The organism is Pseudomonas siliginis, from assembly GCF_019145195.1.
Lineage (GTDB): Bacteria > Pseudomonadota > Gammaproteobacteria > Pseudomonadales > Pseudomonadaceae > Aquipseudomonas > Aquipseudomonas siliginis.
In genome coordinates this window covers 564,210-584,653 of the sequence record NZ_JAHSTW010000002.1, presented here as the reverse complement: position 1 = coordinate 584,653, position 20,444 = coordinate 564,210, and the positions used below count along the sequence as shown (strand labels likewise).

The window sequence follows — 20,444 nt, the reverse complement described above, 5'->3', positions numbered from 1 at the left end:
CTGAGTTAAAAATGCTTCCTGGTTCCCCTGACCTCGAACTTCATGCCACTGCAACCTTGTAATGCGAAGTCCGACTCGTCGGCTTCTCGATACTCTTCGTGGTGGGCAATGAGGCGGGGGGACCTCTCTACAGACAAGGTCAGGAGCAAGTCCTGCCTTAAGGAGCGATCGGTCTCCCCCAGAAACACATCTTCGTATGTCGCACCAGCGAGCTTAGATCTCATTCATGCTGGTGTGTGGGGAACATACAAGGAGCGAGCAGGCTCGCTCCCACATGGGTTCAGTGCCGGTGATTAGATCGCTTCCAGCTTGGCATAGCCGAGCATCAGCCACTTGCTGCCTTCGCTGAAGTTCACCTGCACCCGGGCCTGGGCGCCGGAACCTTCGAAGTTGAGGATCACCCCTTCGCCGAAGATCGAATGACGTACGGCCTGACCGAGCACAAAACCGGTTTCCGGAATCTCGCTGCCGCTGAACAGGCTGCTGCCGCTCATCGACTGGTTGCCGCCGAACGGTCGGCTGACGCTGTTGGACAGGCGCACTTCCTGAATCAGGCCTTTCGGCACTTCGCGGACGAAACGCGACACCTTGTTGTAGGTTTCGCTGCCGTACAGGCGCCGGGTTTCGGCGTAGGTCATGACCAGATTCTGCATCGCCCGGGTGATACCGACGTAAGCCAGACGCCTTTCCTCTTCAAGACGCCCCGGTTCTTCCAGGCTCATCTTGTGCGGGAACAGGCCTTCTTCCATGCCCACGAGGAACACATAAGGGAATTCCAGGCCTTTGGCGCTGTGCAGGGTCATCAGCTGCACGCTGTCTTCGTGCTCGTCAGCCTGAGTGTCGCCGGCCTCCAGCGATGCGTGGCCGAGGAACGCCGCCAGTGGCGTCAGTTCTTCGTCCTCTTCGGTGTTCTCGAAGTTGCGTGCGGCGCTGACCAGTTCCTCAAGGTTTTCTACCCGGGCCTGGCCTTTTTCGCCTTTTTCCGCTTCGTGATAAGCGATCAGGCCGGATTGCTCGATGACGGTTTGCGTCATCAGGTGCAGCGGCATCTCGGCGCACTTGGCGGCAAGATTTTCGATCAGTTCGATAAACGCACCGAGCGCGCTCGCTGCACGGCCGGTCAGGCCTTTGTTGGCCACCAGTAGGCGCATCGCTTCCCACATCGACACGTCGCTGTGCCGCGCATGCTCGCGAATCGCTTCGACGGTCTTCTCGCCGATGCCGCGGGCGGGCACGTTGATCACCCGCTCCAGCGCCGCGTCGTTGCCGCGACCTTCAAGCAAACGCAGGTAGGCCATGGCGTTCTTGATTTCCGCGCGTTCGAAGAAGCGCTGTCCGCCATAGATGCGGTACGGGATGCGCTCGCGCAGCAGGGCTTCTTCAAGCACCCGCGACTGGGCGTTGGAGCGGTACAGAATCGCGATATCGCTACGGGCCAGACCGGTTTTCAGCGCACTTTCGATGGTTTCCACCACGTAGCGCGCTTCGTCGTGCTCGTTGAACGCGGCGTACAGGTTGATCGCTTCGCCGTCGCCGCCGTCGGTCCACAGCTCTTTACCGAGACGCCCGGTGTTGTTGGCGATCAGCGCGTTGGCGGCTTTGAGAATGCCGGCGGTGGAGCGGTAGTTCTGCTCCAGACGAATCGTCTCGGAGTCCGGGAAGTCCGAAGAGTACTGATGGATGTTCTCGATCTTCGCCCCGCGCCAGCCGTAAATCGACTGGTCGTCGTCGCCGACCACCATCAGGCTGTCGCCACCCTTGCCGAGCAGGCGCAACCAGGCGTACTGCACGGCGTTGGTGTCCTGGAATTCGTCGACCAGAATATGCCGGAAGCGCTTTTGGTAGTGCGCCAGCAGGCCGGGGTGATCGCGCCACAGATCGAGGGCGCGCAGCAGCAGTTCGGAGAAATCGATCACGCCAGCCCGCAGGCACGCTGCCTCGTAGGCTTCGTAGATGCCGCGCATGGTGGCGAGGAACAGGTCGCCGCTGGCCTGAATGTGTTGCGGTCGCAGACCTTCGTCTTTCTGGCCGTTGATGAACCACTGCGCCTGACGCGCCGGCCAGCGTTGCTCGTCCAGACCGAGCTCGCGGATCACCCGCTTGACCAGTCGTTGCTGGTCATCGCTGTCGAGAATCTGGAAGGTCTGGCTCAGGCCCGCTTCCTGCCAGTGCGCCCGCAGCAAGCGGTGCGCGAGGCCGTGGAAGGTGCCGACCCACATGCCGGCCGGGTTGATGCCCAGCAACTGCTCGATGCGATGGCGCATCTCCGCAGCGGCCTTGTTGGTGAAGGTCACCGACAGGATGGAGTGAGGTGAGGCGTTTTCGACCTGGATCAACCAGGCGATACGGTGCACCAGCACTCGGGTTTTACCGGAACCGGCGCCGGCCAGGACCAACTGACGGCCAACGGGGGCTGCTACGGCCTGGCGTTGGGCATCGTTGAGGGAGTTCAGCAGAAGGGAGAGATCATCGCGCATCGGGGCATTCTAGGGTGCGCCGCAGGCCCGGGCAAACCGTGCGTTGCATTAGCCGATGAAAGTGCTGCCGATGACGACCGGTCGGTCACTGGCTGCAGGCTTCGGCCCGTCTCGCCTGAGGGGTTGCAGCGGTGCGCAAGCGGCGGAAAATTTCCCCGCAATTGTGATCGGCAGCAGTTTGGCATCGGGATCGGCTTGTGTATGCTCCGTCCACGTTTCGGGCGCACGCCCTCCTATAAGAACAAGAACGTTGCCCATGATCCTCAGCGCCGAACTGTCGGGGCCCTCCGTGGACCCCCGGGTGATCCGCAAGCACTATGCCGTCGAAATGGCGGTGGAGCGCACGCGTCTGCTGTATCAGGGCTCGCTGTTGCCCACGCTGTTCATGTTGATCAATGGTCTGGTCTGCGCCGCTTTGCTCTGGAGCCCGCAGCGCTACTTCGTGGTCAGCGTCTGGCTGGTGTGGCTGCTGTCGCTGGTCGCGCTGCGGGTGATTCAGGTGGCCGCGTTCGATTCGGCGATTCCCGATCGTCAGGCCCAGCCGATCTGGTTCCGCATGTTCCTGCTCGGTTCGACCATGACCGGCCTGACACTGGCCGGAGCCGGCATCGCTCTGGTGCCCGCTGACAACTTCATGCAGCAAGCCTGGGTATTCGGTCTGATCGGCGCGGCAACGCTGTCGGCCAGTGTCGCCTACGCGGTGAGCCTGCCGGCGTTCCTCTCGTTTACCTTGCCGTGCCTGCTGCCAGCGATCGGCTACCTGTTCTGGGGCGGCGACGATCAGGCGCGGGGCTGGGGCTGGCTGGGTCTGATCCTGCTCGGTTCGCTGAGTGTGGTGGCATGGCAGGTCAATCGGCTGATCGACCGCGGATTGCTGCGGCGCTTCCAGAATCAGCACTTGATCGAGCATTTGCAGCAAGCGCAGACGCGCAGCGAACAACTCAATCAGGAGCTTGGCAAAGAGATCGAACAGCGCCGCTGTGCCGAGGCGCAATTGCGTGAAGCGCAGGTCGATCTCGAAGATCGCGTGGCCCAGCGCAGCCGCGAACTGGATGCCGCCAATCAGGCCCTGAGCAAAAGCGAAGCGCGCCTGGCGCTGGCGCTCAAGGCCAGTGAGCTCGGATTGTGGGACTGGAATCTGCAGACCGACGAGGTCCATCACACGCAGATTCAGGAACTGTTCGGTCTCGCCCCGGAATACGTCACCGCGCTGCTGCGCGACCTCAAGCCACGACTGCATCCTGAAGACGTACCGTCACTCAAGTTCGCCCTGGTCGAGCATTTGAAGGGGCGCACCGAGGATTATCAGGTCGAATATCGCCTGCGCCATGGCGACGGCCACTGGGTGTGGATCGAGGACCGTGGCCGTGCCGTGGAGCGCAGCGCCAGCGGCCGGGTGATCCGCATGGTCGGTACTCGCCGCGATATCAGCGCCAGCAAAAGCCTCGAAGAGCAGCAGCGGCTGGCGGCCACGGTGTTCGAAGCGGCCAGCGAGGGCATCGTGATTCTTGACCCGAACTACGCGCTGATTGCGATCAACCAGGCTTTCAGCCGGGTCACCGGTTACGAGATCGACGACATGCTCGGGCGCAACGTCGTCGAGTTGCCTTGCAGCCGCGATGCCCATCGCCACTATGTGGCGATCCGTCATGCACTGGAGCAGCACGGCAGTTGGCAGGGTGAGTTGGTGGAAACCCGCAAGAACGGCGAGTTGTATCCGCAGTGGCTGCAACTCAATGCCGTGCGTGATAGCCGTGGCAATGTCAGCCATATCGTCGGCTTCTTCGCCGATCTCTCGGCGCGGCGTGCCTCGGAAGAACGCCTGCGCTATCTGACCCATTACGACGAGCTCACCGGCCTGGCCAACCGTTCACTGTTCCGCGAACGCCTGCACGAAGCCCATCAGCGGGTGCGGCAGGGCGGGCGCCGCAGTCTGGCGTTGCTGCACATCAATCTGGATCGTTTCAAATTGCTCAATGACAGCCTCGGCCATGAAGTCGCCGATCAGCTGCTGCAAAAAATGGCGCGGCGGCTGGTCAATGCCTTGCCTGAGGCCGACACCATTGCGCGCTTGTCCGGAGACGAGTTTGCCGTGCTGTTCGATGCCTACGGCAATCTGTCGAGCCTGGCACGGGTAGCGACGCGGTTGTCGGCCAAGCTGCGTTTGCCGCTGAGCGTCGACGGGCATGAACTGGTGGTCAGCGCTTCGATGGGCATCAGCCTGTTGCCGGACAATGCGCGGGAAATTTCAGCGCTGGTCAGCCAGTCGAACATGGCCATGCAGCATGCCAAGCATCTGGGCGGCAACAATTTCCAGTTCTTCACCGACAGCCTGCAAGCCAGCACACTCGAACGCTTGCAGCTGGAAAACCACTTGCGCCGAGCCATTGAAGAACAGCAACTGACGGTGTTCTACCAACCGAAACTGTGCCTGCCAACCGGCCGCATGAATGCCGCTGAAGCGCTGGTGCGCTGGGATCATCCGAGCATGGGCCAGGTGCCGCCGGCGGATTTCATTGGCCTGGCCGAAGAGACCGGTCTGATCGGGCCGATCGGCGAATTCGTTTTGCGTCAGGCGTGCTGGCAAGCGTGCGAATGGCAGCGCCAGGGCCTAGCGCCGATCCGCGTGTCGGTGAACCTGTCGGTGCATCAGCTGCGCCAGGGCAAGCTGGTCAGTCTGGTGCGGCAAGTGCTGGAAGAAACCGGGCTGGCGCCGCACTACCTCGAGCTGGAGCTGACCGAAAGTCATTTGCTCGACAGCGTCGAACACATCATTGCGACGTTCCAGCAACTGCGCGATCTGGGAGTGAAACTGGCGATCGATGATTTCGGTACCGGGTATTCGTCGTTGAGTTACCTCAAGCGCATTCCGGTGGATTACGTGAAGATCGATCAGGCGTTCATTCGCGGCTTGAGCGAGGGCAGTGCGGACGCAGCGATCACTCGCGCGATCATCGCCATGGCCCACGGGCTGGCCCTCAAAGTCGTCGCCGAGGGTGTCGAGCGTGAGGATCAGCTGGCATTTCTGCGCGCCGAACGCTGCGACGAAGTGCAGGGTTATCTGATCAGCCGGCCGGTGGACGCTGCCCGTCTGGCCGGGCTTCTGCGTGATCAGGCAAATCCGCAGTAAGGGCTACATGCACCGCAGCGTCCCTGATGCCGGGACATTGAGTTACGCATTGAGCAGGCAAAATGCCCATTCATGTAGTATAACTACAAGCTTGCTACATCCTTGCCCACAAGAAGAGTCCAGCCCCTTGAATCTGCTGCAACACATTGCCCAGTCACGTCACCTGTTACGCAAGTCGGAGCTCAAGGTCGCCGACCACGTGCTGCTTGACCCTGCGGCAGTGATGCACAGTTCCATGGCCGACCTGGCTCACAGCGTCGGCATCAGCGAGCCGACCATCGTGCGCTTCTGCCGCGCCATCGGTTGTTCCGGCTTTCAGGATCTCAAACTGAAACTGGCTCAGAGCCTCGCCGCCGGCGCCAGCTTCGGCCAGTTCGCGATCCACGAAGATGACTCCGTCGCCGACTACAGCCTGAAGATTTTCGACACCACGCTGCACACCCTGATGGAAGTGCGCGAGAAGCTCGACCCGGTGGAGTTGCAGCGTGCGGTGACGTTGATGTCCCAGGCGCAACGTGTCGAGTTCTACGGCTTCGGTGCCTCGGGCGCGGTGGCGGCGGATGCGCAGCACAAGTTCTTCCGGTTGCTGCTGACCGCGGCGGCGTACTCCGACCCGCACATGCAGGCCATGTCAGCCGTTACCTTGAAACCGACCGATGTGGCGATCTGTATTTCCCAGTCAGGGCGCTCCAAGGATTTGCTGATCACCGCTAACCTCGTTCGCGAGAGCGGGGCATCGCTGATCACCCTGTGCCCGAGCCAGACGCCGTTGGCCGAACTGTCGACCGTCAATCTGGCGATCGATGTGCACGAAGACACCGAGATCTACACGCCGCTGACCTCGCGAATCGCCCACCTGGTGGTGATCGACGTGCTGGCAATGGGCGTGGCCATGGCGCGCGGGCCGAGCCTGGTCAATCACCTCAAGAGCGTGAAGCGCAGTCTGCGCAGTTTGCGTTTGTCTCCAAAAGCCGTGAAAGCCCTGGATGATTGAGCAAGGTCGTTCCGACCTTGTTCGCGAGCAGGCTCGCTTCCACAGGGGAGCTCCTGAGAACATAAATTCCGGGTCATAACGGGATCAAATGTGGGAGCGAGCCTGCTCGCGAAAGCGTCCCCATACACGCCGCACATTGAAATTTTCATCAGTCTGTAACCCGGACGCAGCCAAACCGTCATCCCCCACGCCTATCGTGAAACTCCCGTACTCGCCCTGGGAGACTCGAAATGGCTCAGCCCTACGAAGAACGCAACAGCGCCGCGAAAACCCGTCGTCAGCAGGAAGACCAGCGCCGCATGGAGTTTCGCCGCGCAATCGAAGATCGCTTCGAACTTCGCCAGCTTCAGGCTGAGATCGGCGATTTTCCCGAGATCACGCACTGGCAGGCGACGCCCGCAGCTTCCCGTCGAAACGCTCAACCAACGCAATAATCTGCGCCCGCTCGCTGCGGATGAACGCCAGGAAGGCGTGCGCCACCGGTGACAGCCGCTTGGCTTTGGCTTGCACCAGACACCAGCTGCGCATCAGCGGCAACTCCTCGACCGGCAGCTCGACCAGACCGCCGGTCGCCAGCTCCAGGTTCAGGGCGTGGCGCGTCAACAGCGCCAGGCCCAGACCCGCCACCACGCATTCGCGCTGGGCTTCGGCCGAGGCCACTTCCTGGGTCTGGGTGAAGTGCACGCGCTTTTCCTTGAAATATTCTTCGCAGGCCAGGCGCGTGCCAGAACCCGGCTCGCGGATCAGCAGCGTATACGGCTCCAGATCCTGCAAGCGCAACGGGCTCATGTGCGCCAGCGGGTGATCCGGGCACGCCACGGCGACAATCGGATTGTTGAGGAACGGCAGGAATTCCAGGCCCATGTCCTGCGGCACCATCGACATGATTACCAGATCATCGCGATTGTCCGAGAGGCGGCGGATGACCTGGCCACGGTTGACCACGGTCAGCTGCAAATTGACTTCCGGATGCTGGCGCTTGAACGCAGCAAACAGATGCGGCACGAAATATTTGGCGCTCGATTCCACTGCCAGTTTCAGCTGACCCTGCAGCGAACCCTGCATGTCCGACAGTTGCATATCGAGGTTTTCCAGCCGCCCGAAAATGTCGCGACTGGCACGTTGGAGCGCTTCCGCCGCCTCGGTCATGTAGAGTTTTTTGCCGACATAGTCGAACAGCGGCTGGCCAATCAGCTCTTCCAGCTGACGAATCTGTAGGCTCACGGCCGGTTGTGTGAGGGACATTTCCTCGGCGGCGCGACTGTACGAGCGTAGATCACAGACCTCATTGAAGATCTGCAATTGACGCAATGTCATACGCATCAATGACTTACGCATACTTTTCAGGCTCGGTCAGCGGTCAGTTGCTTCAACTATAAGTGTTTGCTTATGCCTGACCCAATTTTTATTCATTTTTGTTAATCCCTCAGCAGCGCTAGTGTGGACCTGCGACTGAATTGAAACATTTGGTCACGCGTCGACCTGGGTCTAGCAGGTCGTGGTGCCACCGGCTCAAGGGAACCTCCAAGTGATAAAAAAGATCCTGATCGCCAACCGTGGTGAGATTGCCGTACGCATCGTACGAGCCTGCGCCGAAATGGGCATTCGCTCGGTTGCGATTTTCTCCGACGCCGATCGCCATGCCTTGCATGTGAAGCGTGCGGACGAGGCCCACAGCGTGGGTGCCGAGCCACTGGCCGGCTATCTGAACCCGCGCAAGCTGGTGAACCTGGCGGTGGAAACCGGCTGCGATGCGCTGCACCCCGGCTACGGCTTCCTTTCGGAAAACGCCGAGCTGGCGGAAATCTGCGCTGAGCGCGGTATCAAATTCATCGGCCCGTCGGCGGAAGTCATCCGGCGCATGGGCGACAAGACCGAAGCGCGCCGCAGCATGATCAAGGCCGGCGTACCGGTAACGCCCGGTACCGAGGGCAACGTCTCCGGCATCGAAGAAGCCTTGGTCGAAGGCGACCGCATCGGTTACCCGGTAATGCTCAAGGCCACCTCCGGTGGTGGCGGTCGCGGTATCCGTCGCTGCAACAGCCGCGAAGAACTCGAACAGAACTTCCCCCGGGTCATATCCGAGGCCACCAAGGCGTTCGGTTCGGCGGAAGTGTTCCTGGAAAAATGCATCGTCAATCCCAAGCACATCGAAGCGCAGATCCTTGGCGACAGCTTCGGCAACGTCGTGCATCTGTTCGAGCGTGACTGCTCGATCCAGCGCCGCAATCAGAAGCTGATCGAGATCGCGCCCAGCCCGCAGCTGACCCCGGAACAACGCGCCTACATCGGCGACCTGTCGGTGCGTGCGGCCAAGGCTGTGGGTTACGAGAACGCCGGTACCGTGGAGTTCCTGCTCGCCGAGGGCGAGGTGTACTTCATGGAAATGAACACGCGGGTGCAGGTGGAACACACCATCACCGAAGAAATCACCGGCATCGACATCGTCCGCGAGCAGATTCGCATCGCTTCCGGCCTGCCGCTGTCGGTGAAGCAGGAAGACATTCAGCACCGTGGCTTTGCGTTGCAGTTCCGTATCAACGCCGAGGATCCGAAGAACAACTTCCTGCCGAGTTTCGGCAAGATCACCCGTTACTACGCCCCCGGCGGCCCGGGCGTGCGCACCGACACGGCGATCTACACCGGTTACACCATTCCACCGTTCTACGACTCGATGTGCCTGAAACTGGTGGTCTGGGCGCTGACCTGGGAAGAGGCGATGGACCGTGGTCTGCGGGCGCTGGACGACATGCGTCTGCAGGGCGTGAAGACCACCGCCGCCTACTACCAGGAAATCCTGCGCAACCCGGAATTCCGTAGCGGCCAGTTCAACACCAGCTTCGTTGAAAGCCACCCGGAACTGACCAACTACTCGATCAAGCGCAAACCCGAAGAGCTGGCCCTGGCCATCGCCGCCGCCATCGCCGCCCACGCAGGCCTATGAATGAAGCAGCTGCGAGCTTTCAGCTGCAAGCGGCAAGTAAAAGCAGATTGGCTTTTTCTTGCTGCTCGTAGCTTGAAGCTTGCCGCTATGAGGAGATACCAATGACTAAGAAGATCTTCGTTACCGACACCATCCTGCGCGACGCTCACCAATCGCTGCTCGCCACCCGCATGCGCACCGAAGACATGCTGCCGATCTGCGACAAGCTCGACAAGGTCGGCTACTGGTCGCTGGAATGCTGGGGCGGCGCGACGTTCGACGCTTGCGTGCGCTTTCTCAAGGAAGACCCGTGGGAGCGCCTGCGCCAACTGCGTGCGGCGCTGCCCAACACCCGCCTGCAAATGCTCCTGCGCGGGCAGAATCTGCTCGGCTATCGCCACTACAGCGACGACGTGGTCAAAGCCTTCGTCGCCAAAGCAGCGGTGAACGGCATCGACGTGTTCCGCATCTTCGATGCGATGAACGATGTGCGTAACCTGCGTGTTGCCATTGAAGCAGTGAAGGCTGCCGGCAAACATGCGCAAGGCACCATCGCCTACACCACCAGCCCGGTGCACACCATCGAGGCTTTCGTCACCCAGGCCAAGCAAATGGAATCCATGGGCTGCGACTCGGTAGCGATCAAGGACATGGCCGGTCTGCTGACTCCATACGCCACTGGTGAACTGGTGCGCGCTCTGAAAGCCGAGCAGTCGTTGCCGGTGTTCATCCACTCTCACGACACCGCTGGCCTGGCCGCCATGTGCCAGCTCAAGGCGATCGAAAACGGTGCCGATCACATCGACACCGCAATCTCCAGCTTCGCCTCGGGCACCAGCCACCCGGGCACCGAATCAATGGTCGCCGCGCTCAAGGGCACCGAGTACGACACCGGCCTGAATCTGGAGCTGCTCCAGGAAATCGGCCTGTACTTCTATGCCGTGCGCAAGAAGTACCACCAGTTCGAAAGCGAATTCACCGCCGTCGACACCCGTGTGCAGGTCAACCAAGTGCCGGGCGGGATGATCTCCAACCTCGCCAACCAGTTGAAAGAGCAGGGCGCTCTGAATCGCATGGGCGAAGTGCTCGCAGAAATCCCGCGCGTACGTGAAGACCTCGGCTTCCCGCCGCTGGTGACCCCGACCTCGCAAATCGTCGGCACCCAGGCGTTTTTCAACGTACTGGCCGGCGAGCGCTACAAGACCATCACCAACGAAGTGAAGCTGTATCTGCAGGGCGGCTACGGCAAGGCGCCGGGCGTGGTCAATGAAAAGCTGCGGCGTCAGGCGATCGGCAGCGAAGACGTCATCGACGTGCGCCCGGCCGATCTGCTCAAGCCGGAAATGACCAAGCTGCGTGCCGATATCGGTGCACTGGCCAAGTCCGAAGAAGACGTACTGACCTTCGCCATGTTCCCGGACATCGGCCGCAAATTCCTCGAAGAACGCGCCGCCGGCACCCTCACGCCGGAAGTGCTGTTGCCAATCCCGGAAGCGGGCGCGGTTGCCTCGGCGGGCGGCGAAGGCGTGCCGACCGAGTTCGTCATCGACGTCCACGGCGAAACCTATCGCGTCGATATCACCGGTGTCGGCGTCAAGGCCGAAGGCAAGCGCCACTTCTATCTGTCCATCGACGGCATGCCGGAAGAAGTGGTGTTCGAACCGCTCAACGAATTCGTCGGTGGTGGCAGCAGCAAACGCAAACAGGCCTCGGCACCAGGCCACGTGAGCACCACCATGCCCGGCAACATCGTCGATGTGCTGGTCAAGGAGGGCGACACCGTCAAGGCTGGCCAGGCGGTACTGATCACCGAAGCGATGAAGATGGAAACCGAAGTCCAGGCTGCCATCGGCGGCAAGGTCTCCGCTATTCATGTGGCCAAGGGCGACCGGGTCAACCCGGGCGAAATCCTCATCGAGATCGAAGGCTGAGATAACAGTCGCGATCCAACGCTTTAAACCTCGGGGGGGCATGTGCTCCCCTTTTTTTGCCTGTGATTTTCCGACCTTGTCAGGTCATTGCCAGGGATCACATGTGGGAGCGAGCCTGCTCGCGAATGCGCCAGGTCAGCCAATAGCATCTTTGCATGATCCACCGCTTTCGCGAGCAGGCTCGCTCCCACAGGAGGCGTGCTTAATCCATCAGAACGCCATGCGCCATTGACCCGCCACGCCATACGTTCGGCTGTCATTACCCAGCTCACCCGTTAAGCCCACGCCCAGTGTGTGCGCCGCCGAAAGACCAAGATCGAGCCCCGCATCCAGCGACAGACTGTTCCGATCCAGTGCCGCGCCGGTCACTTCGAAGCGCTTGCCGCCCTTGCGCAGTTGCTGGCGGGTGTCACTGTCGATGTCACCGTAGGTATGTTTCCAGCCTGCGCTCAATCGCGGGGTCAAATGCATGCCGTTATCCAGCGTATTGACCCGCGCAACACGCAGACCGAAGGTGCTGCTGAAGTTGTCGCGGGTCTGGCCGTAGACTTTCAACGCCGCGTCGCCGCCCTTTTCGTTGTAGCTGTCGCGCTGATAGCGCTGATAGCCGAGGCTGGCGAAGGGTTCGAGGGTCACGTTGTTGCGGCCCAGGTTGAACCCGGCCTCGGCAAATGCTTGCTGAGTATTGGCGTCGTAATTGCCCTTGAGACGATCGCTGAAACCCTTGAACGCTACCCGCCGTGTGCTGCTGCCGTCATGGCTGGCGTAGGTCGCACCTAGGCGCAAAGACAGCGGGCCGTCCTGACGCACGGCATAGGCACCGAGGTGCCAGCTGTCGAGGTCGCCGTTGTACTGGCGGGCATCGAGTTTCGCCTGCGATTTGCCGCCAAGCAGGCCGACATGCCAGTGCTCATCGAGTCGCCAGTCAGCGCCCACGGCCAGCCCTTGCGTGGCATGTTGGAGGATGCCGTCAGCGTCGCGGTCAACCTTGCCGCCGTGGCCCAGCGCCTGAACCCACACCCGTCCGGAGTCTTCGTTGCCTGCGGCCTGACGCGCTGAACTGCGCGAGCCGTCAGTAGAGCCGGAACGGTTGTCCAGTTGGCGCATCGCCGAGAGCATGCTCGTACTGACCGGCGTGATACTGCTCAGCGTGGCTTTGGCGAGGTTGGCATTGCTGCCTGCGGCAAGTTGATCGAGGGCGATGGGCGCGGTGGTTTTATCGCTGGTCAGCAGTGCGGCGACGGCGGTGTTAATGGGCTTTGCAGGCTCCGACGCGGGCTGTGCGGTGGTTTGTGCAGTTACGATTTCGTCGGGTATCGATGATTCCACCGATGCGGAGTCTTCAATCAAGGTCGCAACTGAGGTCAGGGCGGGGGCTGGAGTTGCGATCCCGGCTGTCATTGAAGCTGGAGCGGGCGTTGTTGCGATCGGTACAGCGGGAGAAGTCGGCTGCTCTGGCTCGATAATACTTCCTGCAAGTGCGCCCGCATTTTCTGTAGGAGCGAGGCTTTCAAGCGGTTCACCATTGCGAGCGTAAGTCAGCCCAACCGACTTCTTGTTGTATTGAGCTGTGGCGGTCATATAGGCCAGATCGTTCTCGATCCTGCCGAATTCGCCTTTCACCTCTCGGGCCTCAATGATTTTGTATTGGCTGCTCTGCGGATATTCTCCGGGAGCCGAAACAATCTTCAGGGTGGCACCTTCGAGTTGGGCGGTGCCATCGACCTTGATCGTCTGACCACCAGCGGGAGTGACCTCGTAAGCCAGTTCGGCACCGGGCGCCAAGTGCAAATTACCCTTCACTCGCGGTGCGCCAAGCGCTGCATTGACGGTGAGCAGCCCACCCACCTCAAGATTTCCCACCGTGCCTTTACCGGCGAAACTGCCACCATTCTGGACATACACATCGCCCTTGATGCTGCCGAGGTTGGTTAACGTTCCACCGCTGTTGACCAGAACGCCTTCATGAAAATCACCCTTGGAGCTCAGCGTCCAGTTGCCTTGGGCGACGAATAACCCATTGAAGTTGCGTGTGTCGTTCAACGTGCCGCCATCCGCAACATTCAGGAACAACACGTTATCGCCCTTGCCGCCATCCAGCCGGCCAGTGAAGCTTGCCCCGTCTGCAAGGGTGATCAAATCGTTGACGTCAGTCCCTTTGAACACGGCTTCCGGTGTCGTAAAGGTAATCGGCACTGTGCTCGCATCGTTGAGAAAACCCTGGAGCCGTTCCAAAGCCTGTTGCTTGGGGTTGGCTTCGGGCTGCTCCGTCGTTTCCATGCTTGGGGGCTGCTCGATTGCTTCAGTGGATTGCTCGGCGTTAGCCAGCGCTACGCCACCCAGCGCCAGTGAAATAGCCAGAGCCAGGTGTTTTGGTGCGAATAGGTGTTGAGTGGGCATCAGGTTCGATTTCCGTATCGAGAAAATCCAACTCTATTGCTGCCTGAAAAAAACCGATGTCGGCCGCTTCCCACATCCACGCAGGCGACATCGGATCGTTGTGTAGAAAATCCTCACTGGTGTTCACAAATCAGAGATTTTGCGCAGTGGTGGCTGTTCTTTTTCCTACGGCTTTCTCCCGTTGAAGAACCTTAACCAGCGGCACGTCAGACGCTTAACTGCATTAATTTGCGTTCAGACGGCCACATGGGAGTGCTAATCTGCATTTTGTTGCAGATATTTAAGCGCGTAAAAGTGCTCGTATGCACTATATTGCATGTATTGAAAGTTTATCCTCGTTGAACTGCATTAAAATGCAAATGGAATCAACATGTATAACCTGACACTCCAGATCTTCACCGCTGGGCAATGGCACGACGCGATGATTCTTGACTTCGATGATCCGGAAAAAGGCTTCGAAAGCCGCTGCAGTTTTGGCTATGAAGCGGACTATCTGGTGGAAAACATCGAGTTGATCGGGTCGCCTTTTTCCCAAGCCGTGAGTGCCCTGTATCCGCTGGATTGGGAAGGTCGGCGCGCGAAGACACCAGCCTTTGTCCACGACATCGCACCGGCAGGCGCAGCCAAGCGGTTTCTGCTCGCCCGCCTGGATCAGGAAAGACCCGCCGAGATCAGCGCCGATCTTTTTCTGCTGGGTCGCAGTACACCGGCACCCATTGGCAATATGCGAATAAAGGAATCGGCGGAAGCAGTCGATGAGAGGAAGCCGATCGGATTCAAGCGCGAGGAGGTCATTAGCCGCGACAACCGCTTTCTTGAATATGCCTACGAGCTGGGCGCGGCCATCGGTGGCGCGACGGGGGCAGGTGGGGAAGCTCCGAAGCTCTTACTGGCAGAGAACAGCGCCGGGCTTCTGTATCCCGATGCGGTATTGGACGATGAAGAAGTGCGACAGCACTGGTTCGTGAAATTCGCCAGAAACAGGGGCGGGCAGACCGACCAGGACATCCTGCGCAGCGAATTCCATTACTACAAAGCGCTGCAGACATTGGGCATCGAAACGGTCGCGGCACAAGGCCTGGCCTTGGAAGAGGCGAACAAACCGAGTTTGTGGATGCGGCGTTTTGATCGACAAGTGAAAGATGGGGCGGTGTCGCGTTTCGCCGTCGAATCGATTTATTCGCTGGCAGAAGTGACGACGCCAGGCAGCGCCATGAATCATCTGGAAGTGATCCGCATGCTCGCCGGGCTCTGGCGCAAAGCGGGTCAGGCCAGCCAGATTCCCGGCCTCGTTGCCGATTATCTGCGTCGCGACCTGATCAATAAAATCCTCGGAAACTCAGATAACCACGGTCGTAACACGGCGATCATCCGGCAAGAGAACGCTTTCCAACTCGCGCCGATCTATGACCTCGCCCCGATGGTCATGGATGACGAAGGCGTGACTCGTACGACCAAATGGCCAAAAGAGTTGGAGCGGGCGGGAGATGTCGATTGGCGAGGTGTCTGCCGCGTATTGGCCGATAGCGCAGATCCGCACGATTCGTTGGCGGGGCTGGATGCCTCTGCGCTGTTCGAAGGCCTGCGCGCGGATGGCCGCCGTCTGGCCGCACTGCCGGATATTCTTGCGGCCAGCGGTTTGCCCGCCAGAACCATGAATCACCCGAGCGTTCATCTGAAAAACCTCGAGCAACGTTTGAAAGAGTGGGACCTGCAATGAGTCTGACCGTCCTCGAGCGCACGGCGCTCATCGAAAGCATTCAGCAATCACTGGCCGAAGGCACTCTGGAAATCGGTGACGCCGTGCGCCGTTTACGGGTCGAAGTCACCGGTCTGCATCAGTCCCAGTTCGCGAAGATGTGCAAGATTTCTGTGCGCACGCTGGTGCATATCGAACATGGCGAAGGCAATCAGACGCTGAAGTCGCTGAACGCGGTGTTCCGCCCGTTCGGCATGAAAATGGGCGTAGTGCGGATTCGCCGGGACACCATTTGAATGCACCTCAACTACGGCGCACATACGCCTTGCCGTAATGCCGCTCCATCCGTGCCTGAATCAGCTCCAGCCCGATCGACATCAGCCAGTAGATGATCGCCGCCGTGGTGAGCATTTCGATATAGCGATAGCTTGAACGCCCGTAGGACTGGGCGAGAAACATCACTTCCCAGACGCCCATTACCGAGATCAGCGACGAGTCCTTGAGCATCGAGATGAACTGGTTGGTGGTCGGCGGGATAATCGTGCGCATGGCCTGGGGCAGGGTGATGCGCCAGAAGATCACGCTTTCGCGCAGGCCCAGCGCCAGGGATGCTTCGCGTTGGCCGTGATCGACGCCGAGGATGCCGGCGCGGAAGATTTCGCTCAGGTAGGCGCCATAGTTCAGCGACAGGGCAATGATGCCGGCGACGATGGCGCCGGGGACGATGCCCAGTTGCGGCAGGCCGAGGTAGATCAGCAGGATCTGGATCAGCAATGGCGTGCCGCGAAAGAACGAGGTGTAGAAACTGGCGATGCCAAACGCCACGGCGCTGCTCGACAGGCGCGCCAGCGCGGTGATGAAACCGAGCAGCGACGAGGCGATGATCGAGCAGGCGCACAGAAACAGCGTCAGCGCTGCGCCTTGCAGGAAGCCGTTTGGCGCCAGCTTCAGGCCAACGAGGTTGGGCAGCTTGTCGAGGATGATCGCGAACTTCAGGTCGAAGCTCAGGAAGAATCCGGCAAACAGGCAGAACAGCGCCGCCCACGTCAGGTACAGGCGCGTACGGAAACCAAAGAGCTTTTGCAGGCGTGTTTCAGCCACCGGTTGCGGTGGCTGGGGCGGGGTCGGAAAGGAAGTCATTGGCTGATATCGGCGCCGATCCATTTCTGCGACAGCTTGCTCAGGGTGCCGTCCTGTTTCAGCTGGGCGAACACCTCGCGCACCTTGGCGTCCCACTGCGGGTCACCCTTTTCGATGGCCACCGAGTTGGGTTCCGAGTACAGCGGTTCACCGGCCAGTTTGAAGCGCTGGTCCTGGTTCAGGCGCGGCTGTGCGGTGACCAGATTGGTAAGAATTGCATCCAGGCGCACGCCGGCGCCCAGGCCCAGATCCTGGAAGGCGACGTTGTCGGTGTCATAAGGAGCGATCTGCACATCCTCGAACGGATACTGCAACTGCGTATCCTCGGCGCCTTCGATCACCAGGTTTTTGTTCAGATAACTTTCGTAGCTGGAGGCGCTGGTCAGGCCGACCTTTTTGCCGCTCAGATCCTTGGCGCTGTGGATGCGATCGTCCTTGGCATTGACCACGATTACCGCTGGCGAGGCGTAGTACTCGACCGGGAAGTCGAACACTTCGGCGCGGGCCTTGCTCGGGGTCATCGAGCAGATGCAGATGTCGTAGCGCCCGCTCCAGCGGCCGGCGGCGATCACGTCCCAAGACGGCGTTTCCAGACGCAGTTTAACTCCAAGCTTGTCCGCCACCGCTTTGGCAACGTCGACATCGAAACCGTCGAGTTGATTCTGCTCATTGAGAAACGAGAAGGGCGGATAGCTTTCCATGAGCACGCCGACCAGCTCTTTTTTCTGTTCGACACGGTCCAGCGTCGCGCCGCCGAAGGCTTGGGTGGAGGCCAGAATGGTCAGGCCCAGGGCCAATAGCGGTTGGAGTTTCACAGTCGCTTCCTGTTGAAAAAAGAGGTTGTTATTAACCGAGTGGTGCGTATTAAATAGTTATAAGAACGACTCTGATAGTGAGTTATTTTCATAAGCATATGAGTGAAAAGCATATGGGCGCAGCAAGTACGGTCATTCTCGATGGCGGCATGGGCCGTGAATTGCAACGCGCCGGGGCGCCATTTCGCCAGCCGGAGTGGTCGGCACTGGCGCTGAGCGAAGCGCCGCAGGCGGTCGAGGCGGTGCATGCCGCTTACATCGCCAGTGGTGCCAATGTGATCACCAGCAACAGTTACGCGGTGGTGCCATTTCACATTGGCGAGGCGCGTTTTGCGGCTGAAGGCCAGGCGCTTGCGGCACTGGCGGGGGAGTTGGCGCGGCGGGCGGTGCAGGCATCCGGCAAGTCAGTGCGTGTTGCCGGTTCGTTGCCGCCGCTGTTTGGTTCGTATCGTCCGGATCTGTTCGAAGCGGATCGCGTGACCGAACTGTTGACGCCTTTGGTTAACGGTCTGGCGCCACATGTGGACCTGTGGCTGGCAGAAACGCAAAGCTCGATCGTCGAGGCCCGCGCTATCCACGCCGGGCTGCCGAAGGACGGCAAACCGTTCTGGCTTTCATTCACGCTCAAGGATGAAGACACCGATGAAGTGCCACGCCTGCGCTCCGGTGAGCCGGTAGCCGAAGCGGCTGCGGTGGCGGCTGAACTCGGCGTCGAAACCCTGCTGTTCAACTGCAGTCAGCCTGAAGTGATTGGCGCAGCCATCGACGCGGCGCGCGCCACCTTTGAACGTCTCGGCGTCACGATCAATATCGGCGCGTATGCCAACGCGTTTCCTCCGCAACCGAAGGAAGCAACGGCCAACGACGGGCTCGACCCGTTGCGTGACGATCTTGATCCGCCGGGGTATCTGCACTGGGCGCTGGACTGGCAACAGCGCGGCGCCAGTCATCTGGGTGGTTGCTGCGGGATCGGCCCGGAGCACATTGCGGTGCTGGCGCAAGAACTGCGTCGTTAAGAAAGACCCCGCCAATTGTGGGAGCGAGCCTGCTCGCGAAAGCGGTCAGTCAGTCAATATTTTCAGTGACTGACACACCGCCTTCGCGAGCAGGCTCGCTCCCACAGGGGTATCTGTGAAGTTCAGCTACGGCATTCGGCCAGACCTTTGAGTTGGCCGTCAGGCGTCTGGTTTTCATCGCCCAACCAGCGCTCGAACCCTGCACCGATCGCCGGCCATTCCGCATCCAGAATCGAATACCACGCGGTATCGCGGTTCTGCCCCTTGACCACCATGTGCTGGCGGAAGACGCCTTCAAAGCTGAAGCCCAGACGCTCGGCCGCGTATTTGGAGCGAGCGTTGCCGTTGTTGCACTTCCATTCCAGGCGCCGGTAACCCAGCTCGAACGAATACTTGGCCAGCAGGTACACCGCCTCGGTGCTTTTCGGCGAGCGCTGCATTGGCGCACCGAAAGTGACGTGGCCGATTTCGATGCGGCCCTGCGCCGGGACGATCGACATCAGGCTGAGGATGCCTTGCACCTGACCAGTCGCGCGGTCGATGACGCTGAAGAAATACGGGTCGCTGTTGGCCGCATGATTGTTCAGCCAGTCGTTGAACGCGCTGCGCTCGCGAAACGGACCGTAAGGCAAGTAATCCCAGAGCTTCGGATCGGCACCCGGCCCTTCGAGGGCGGCGTACAGTTGCTCGGCATGCCGCGCCGGGTCGAGTTTTTCCAGACGAATGAAACGGCCCTCGAGCAGGGTGGCGGAGGGGGCGGGGACGCCTTTCCAGTCAGCGAGTGAAGCGGTCATGTGCGCGTCTCCTTAAAGGGCTTTACGAAACTGGATGAATCCCGGGCGTTCGGCAATGCGCTCGTAGAGCTGGATCGCCGTGGCGTTGGTTTCATGGGTCAGCCAGTGGACTTTGCAGCAACCATCGGCCTTGGCGGTAGCGTAGACATGCTCGATCAACAGCCGGCCGACACCAGTGCCACGGGCTTCCGGCACCACCAGCAGATCCTGCAAATAGCAGGAATTTTCGATGCTCCAGTTCGAGCGATGATAGATGTAATGCACCATGCCCAGCGCTTTGCCTTCAGCCCAGGCGAGGGCGGCGTGGGTCGGTTCGTTCGGATCGAGAAAACGCTGCCAGGTGCTCTGGGTGACGGCGTCCGCCAGATCAGTGTTGTAAAAGCGCAGGTACGCCTGCCACAGCGGCAGCCAAGCGGCGTGGTCATTGGCGCTGACCGGGCGAATGTCGATCTGGGTCATGAATAGATCCTTAGCGCATCAGGCTGGCAAGTGTTTGGTCGTTGGCGTCGGGGCTGGCGGCGAGACCTTCGCGCACCCCGGCAATATCTTCGGCGCTGCGGTTCTGGCTGAGCTTGCGTTTGCCCTCGAGGCGGTCGATGGGAATGGCAAAACCGACGATGGCCTTGAGCATGGTGTCGATGTATTCGGCTGGTGCATCGTCCACCGACCACGGCTGCGCGCGGCCCGCTTCGTGACGGTCGGTGAGGGTGCTGACAATGTCGAGCAAGCGGCCGCCATCGCTGAAGGTCTCAGCCTGGCCGTAGGCGTGCACGGCGATGTAGTTCCAGGTCGGCACGACTTTGCCGTGCTCGGCTTTGCTCGGGTAGAAGCTGGGGCTGACGTAGGCGTCTGGTCCGGCAAAGATCAGCATGGCCTCGGCGCCGTCCCGCAGGTCCTTCCACTGCGGATTGGCCTTGGCCAGATGGCCGTAGAGCGTGCCGTATTCGCCCTGTTCGCGGTGCAGCAGCACCGGCACGTGGCTGGCTTGCAGGCCGCTTTCGCCGTGGCTGACCAGAATGGCCAGGCGCGTGGCAAGAATCAGTTCGTGCAGTTGGGACAAGTCTTCGATGGCAAAGGCGCGTGGCGTGTACATGGACAGATTTTCCTTGGCGAATGCCTGCATCC

At 60.4% G+C, this 20,444-nt stretch carries 16 protein-coding genes; 8 read left to right on the top strand and 8 right to left on the bottom strand.

The window, feature by feature from the left end; translation table 11 throughout:
* Positions 1 to 293 precede the first annotated feature (293 nt).
* On the bottom strand, positions 294 to 2,477 hold the full coding sequence (gene uvrD, locus KVG87_RS06495; RefSeq protein ID WP_016772450.1) for a DNA helicase II: 2,184 nt from the start codon (positions 2,475 to 2,477) through the stop codon (positions 294 to 296).
* Positions 2,478 to 2,733: 256 nt separating this feature from the next.
* On the opposite strand from uvrD, the gene KVG87_RS06490 reads away from it, so the two are divergent.
* The 3 genes from KVG87_RS06490 to KVG87_RS06480 all read left to right on the top strand — a co-directional run bounded on the left by KVG87_RS06490 (position 2,734) and on the right by KVG87_RS06480 (position 7,035).
* A complete protein-coding gene (locus KVG87_RS06490) occupies positions 2,734 to 5,607 on the top strand; it encodes a GGDEF domain-containing phosphodiesterase (RefSeq protein WP_217849812.1) in 2,874 nt (957 codons plus the stop codon).
* 127 nt (positions 5,608 to 5,734) lie between these two features.
* Complete coding sequence (hexR, locus tag KVG87_RS06485; protein ID WP_007962240.1) at positions 5,735 to 6,601, top strand: transcriptional regulator HexR; 867 nt, start codon at positions 5,735 to 5,737, stop codon at positions 6,599 to 6,601.
* A gap of 230 nt (positions 6,602 to 6,831) precedes the next feature.
* Positions 6,832 to 7,035 (top strand): PA3496 family putative envelope integrity protein, encoded by a 204-nt coding sequence (locus tag KVG87_RS06480; RefSeq protein WP_081932351.1) that lies wholly within the window; start codon positions 6,832 to 6,834, stop codon positions 7,033 to 7,035.
* On the opposite strand, the gene KVG87_RS06475 is transcribed toward KVG87_RS06480, so the two are convergent.
* The gene (locus KVG87_RS06475) at positions 6,977 to 7,939 is read right to left on the bottom strand and encodes a LysR family transcriptional regulator (RefSeq protein ID WP_217849810.1); all 963 of its coding nucleotides are present in this window, start codon (positions 7,937 to 7,939) and stop codon (positions 6,977 to 6,979) included. The two genes, KVG87_RS06480 and KVG87_RS06475, sit on opposite strands and share 59 nt — an antisense overlap.
* A gap of 190 nt (positions 7,940 to 8,129) precedes the next feature.
* Between KVG87_RS06475 and KVG87_RS06470 the strand changes: the two genes are divergently transcribed.
* Entirely contained in the window at positions 8,130 to 9,545 is a 1,416-nt protein-coding gene (locus KVG87_RS06470; RefSeq protein ID WP_024014853.1) for an acetyl-CoA carboxylase biotin carboxylase subunit, read from the top strand.
* Positions 9,546 to 9,646: 101 nt separating this feature from the next.
* Positions 9,647 to 11,455 (top strand): sodium-extruding oxaloacetate decarboxylase subunit alpha, encoded by a 1,809-nt coding sequence (gene oadA, locus KVG87_RS06465; RefSeq protein ID WP_217849809.1) that lies wholly within the window; start codon positions 9,647 to 9,649, stop codon positions 11,453 to 11,455.
* A gap of 210 nt (positions 11,456 to 11,665) precedes the next feature.
* On the opposite strand, the gene KVG87_RS06460 is transcribed toward oadA, so the two are convergent.
* On the bottom strand, positions 11,666 to 13,855 hold the full coding sequence (locus tag KVG87_RS06460) for an autotransporter family protein (RefSeq protein ID WP_217849808.1): 2,190 nt from the start codon (positions 13,853 to 13,855) through the stop codon (positions 11,666 to 11,668).
* A 370-nt stretch (positions 13,856 to 14,225) separates the two neighbouring features.
* Here KVG87_RS06460 and KVG87_RS06455 point away from each other — a divergent pair, with 370 nt between their 5' ends.
* Positions 14,226 to 15,575 (top strand): HipA domain-containing protein, encoded by a 1,350-nt coding sequence (locus KVG87_RS06455; protein ID WP_217849807.1) that lies wholly within the window; start codon positions 14,226 to 14,228, stop codon positions 15,573 to 15,575.
* Positions 15,572 to 15,850 carry a helix-turn-helix domain-containing protein gene (locus KVG87_RS06450; RefSeq protein ID WP_071171374.1) on the top strand — a complete coding sequence of 93 codons (279 nt, stop codon included), beginning with the start codon at positions 15,572 to 15,574 and terminating at the stop codon, positions 15,848 to 15,850. Before KVG87_RS06455 ends, KVG87_RS06450 begins: the two co-directional genes overlap by 4 nt.
* A gap of 7 nt (positions 15,851 to 15,857) precedes the next feature.
* Here KVG87_RS06450 and KVG87_RS06445 read toward each other — a convergent pair whose 3' ends face one another.
* A complete protein-coding gene (locus KVG87_RS06445) occupies positions 15,858 to 16,694 on the bottom strand; it encodes an amino acid ABC transporter permease (RefSeq protein WP_122698746.1) in 837 nt (278 codons plus the stop codon).
* Positions 16,691 to 17,509 carry an ABC transporter substrate-binding protein gene (locus KVG87_RS06440; RefSeq protein WP_016772458.1) on the bottom strand — a complete coding sequence of 273 codons (819 nt, stop codon included), beginning with the start codon at positions 17,507 to 17,509 and terminating at the stop codon, positions 16,691 to 16,693. Before KVG87_RS06440 ends, KVG87_RS06445 begins: the two co-directional genes overlap by 4 nt.
* A 113-nt stretch (positions 17,510 to 17,622) precedes the next feature.
* Here KVG87_RS06440 and KVG87_RS06435 point away from each other — a divergent pair, with 113 nt between their 5' ends.
* Positions 17,623 to 18,525, top strand: a complete 903-nt coding sequence (locus tag KVG87_RS06435; protein ID WP_217849806.1) for a homocysteine S-methyltransferase family protein — start codon at positions 17,623 to 17,625, stop codon at positions 18,523 to 18,525.
* A 122-nt stretch (positions 18,526 to 18,647) separates the two neighbouring features.
* Here the strand turns inward: KVG87_RS06435 and KVG87_RS06430 are convergent, their stop codons facing one another.
* Genes KVG87_RS06430 through KVG87_RS06420 form a run of 3 tightly spaced genes read right to left on the bottom strand, consistent with a single transcriptional unit; the run spans position 18,648 to position 20,412 of the window.
* Positions 18,648 to 19,319 carry a GNAT family N-acetyltransferase gene (locus KVG87_RS06430; protein WP_217849805.1) on the bottom strand — a complete coding sequence of 224 codons (672 nt, stop codon included), beginning with the start codon at positions 19,317 to 19,319 and terminating at the stop codon, positions 18,648 to 18,650.
* Positions 19,320 to 19,331: 12 nt separating this feature from the next.
* Positions 19,332 to 19,778 (bottom strand): GNAT family N-acetyltransferase, encoded by a 447-nt coding sequence (locus KVG87_RS06425; RefSeq protein WP_217849803.1) that lies wholly within the window; start codon positions 19,776 to 19,778, stop codon positions 19,332 to 19,334.
* 10 nt (positions 19,779 to 19,788) lie between these two features.
* Positions 19,789 to 20,412 (bottom strand): FMN-binding negative transcriptional regulator, encoded by a 624-nt coding sequence (locus KVG87_RS06420; RefSeq protein WP_217849801.1) that lies wholly within the window; start codon positions 20,410 to 20,412, stop codon positions 19,789 to 19,791.
* Positions 20,413 to 20,444: the final 32 nt, after the last annotated feature.

Bases quoted from the DNA above. Each gene is read 5' to 3' on its own strand.
- KVG87_RS06445 (WP_122698746.1), bottom strand. From the start codon at position 16,694: ATGACTTCCTTTCCGACCCCGCCCCAGCCACCGCAACCGGTGGCTGAA.
- oadA (WP_217849809.1), top strand. From the start codon at position 9,647: ATGACTAAGAAGATCTTCGTTACCGACACCATCCTGCGCGACGCTCAC.
- KVG87_RS06460 (WP_217849808.1), bottom strand. From the start codon at position 13,855: ATGCCCACTCAACACCTATTCGCACCAAAACACCTGGCTCTGGCTATT.
- KVG87_RS06455 (WP_217849807.1), top strand. From the start codon at position 14,226: ATGTATAACCTGACACTCCAGATCTTCACCGCTGGGCAATGGCACGAC.
- KVG87_RS06420 (WP_217849801.1), bottom strand. From the start codon at position 20,412: ATGTACACGCCACGCGCCTTTGCCATCGAAGACTTGTCCCAACTGCAC.
- KVG87_RS06490 (WP_217849812.1), top strand. From the start codon at position 2,734: ATGATCCTCAGCGCCGAACTGTCGGGGCCCTCCGTGGACCCCCGGGTG.
- KVG87_RS06435 (WP_217849806.1), top strand. From the start codon at position 17,623: ATGGGCGCAGCAAGTACGGTCATTCTCGATGGCGGCATGGGCCGTGAA.
- KVG87_RS06475 (WP_217849810.1), bottom strand. From the start codon at position 7,939: ATGCGTAAGTCATTGATGCGTATGACATTGCGTCAATTGCAGATCTTC.
- KVG87_RS06430 (WP_217849805.1), bottom strand. From the start codon at position 19,319: ATGACCGCTTCACTCGCTGACTGGAAAGGCGTCCCCGCCCCCTCCGCC.
- uvrD (WP_016772450.1), bottom strand. From the start codon at position 2,477: ATGCGCGATGATCTCTCCCTTCTGCTGAACTCCCTCAACGATGCCCAA.
- KVG87_RS06425 (WP_217849803.1), bottom strand. From the start codon at position 19,778: ATGACCCAGATCGACATTCGCCCGGTCAGCGCCAATGACCACGCCGCT.
- KVG87_RS06480 (WP_081932351.1), top strand. From the start codon at position 6,832: ATGGCTCAGCCCTACGAAGAACGCAACAGCGCCGCGAAAACCCGTCGT.
- KVG87_RS06450 (WP_071171374.1), top strand. From the start codon at position 15,572: ATGAGTCTGACCGTCCTCGAGCGCACGGCGCTCATCGAAAGCATTCAG.